This window comes from Collinsella sp. AM36-4AA, from assembly GCF_003467795.1.
Lineage (GTDB): Bacteria > Actinomycetota > Coriobacteriia > Coriobacteriales > Coriobacteriaceae > Collinsella.
This window is the reverse complement of record NZ_QSHS01000067.1, coordinates 1-598: the sequence shown is the minus strand read 5'-3', so window position 1 is coordinate 598 and position 598 is coordinate 1. Positions and strand designations below refer to the sequence as shown.

Below are 598 nucleotides of genomic sequence, written 5' to 3'. Positions count from 1 at the left end.
TCGGGGGCCGAGGGGCCGCAGGCCGAGGCCGCCGGGGAGGCCGCGGCCACCTCGACCGCGCCGCCGCCGGCGCTCGTCGAGGCCGAGAACAGGCAGGTCAGGTTCCTGGCCGCCCGGATATCGGAGGCCCTCGACGAGGCCGGGGCCCTCGAGGCCGAGACGGCGGCGCTGCTCGAGGGCGACGAGACCTACGCGTGCCTGCTCACCGTGCCCGGCATCGGCCCGAGGACCGCGGCGCAGCTCGCGGTGTCGGTCGACATCGCGAGGTTCCCGGACCACGACCACCTGGCCTCGTACTGCGGCATAGCCCCGAGGGTGAGGAGCTCCGGCACGTCGGTGAGGTCGGTCAGGGCGTCCAGGCGCGGCGACGCGAGGCTCAAGTCCCTGCTGATCTTCTCGTGCAACAGCCTGGTGAGGTCGTCGGGGCGCTACGGCGAGTACTACCGGGCCTGCAGGGCGCGGGGCATGGGGCACGGGCGGGCGCTCAAGGCCGTCGCGAGGAAGCGGCTCAGGGCGATATACGCCGTGATGCGCGACCGGGTGCCCTACCGGGAGTAGCGTCGAAGGTTGACAAAACTATAGGAACACCCAATGACTA

General features: G+C 71.9%; 1 protein-coding gene. It reads left to right on the top strand.

The window, feature by feature from the left end:
• The coding region (locus DW850_RS10105; protein ID WP_147349616.1) for a transposase at positions 1-558 on the top strand (558 nt) is incomplete at its 5' end.
• Positions 559-598: the final 40 nt, after the last annotated feature.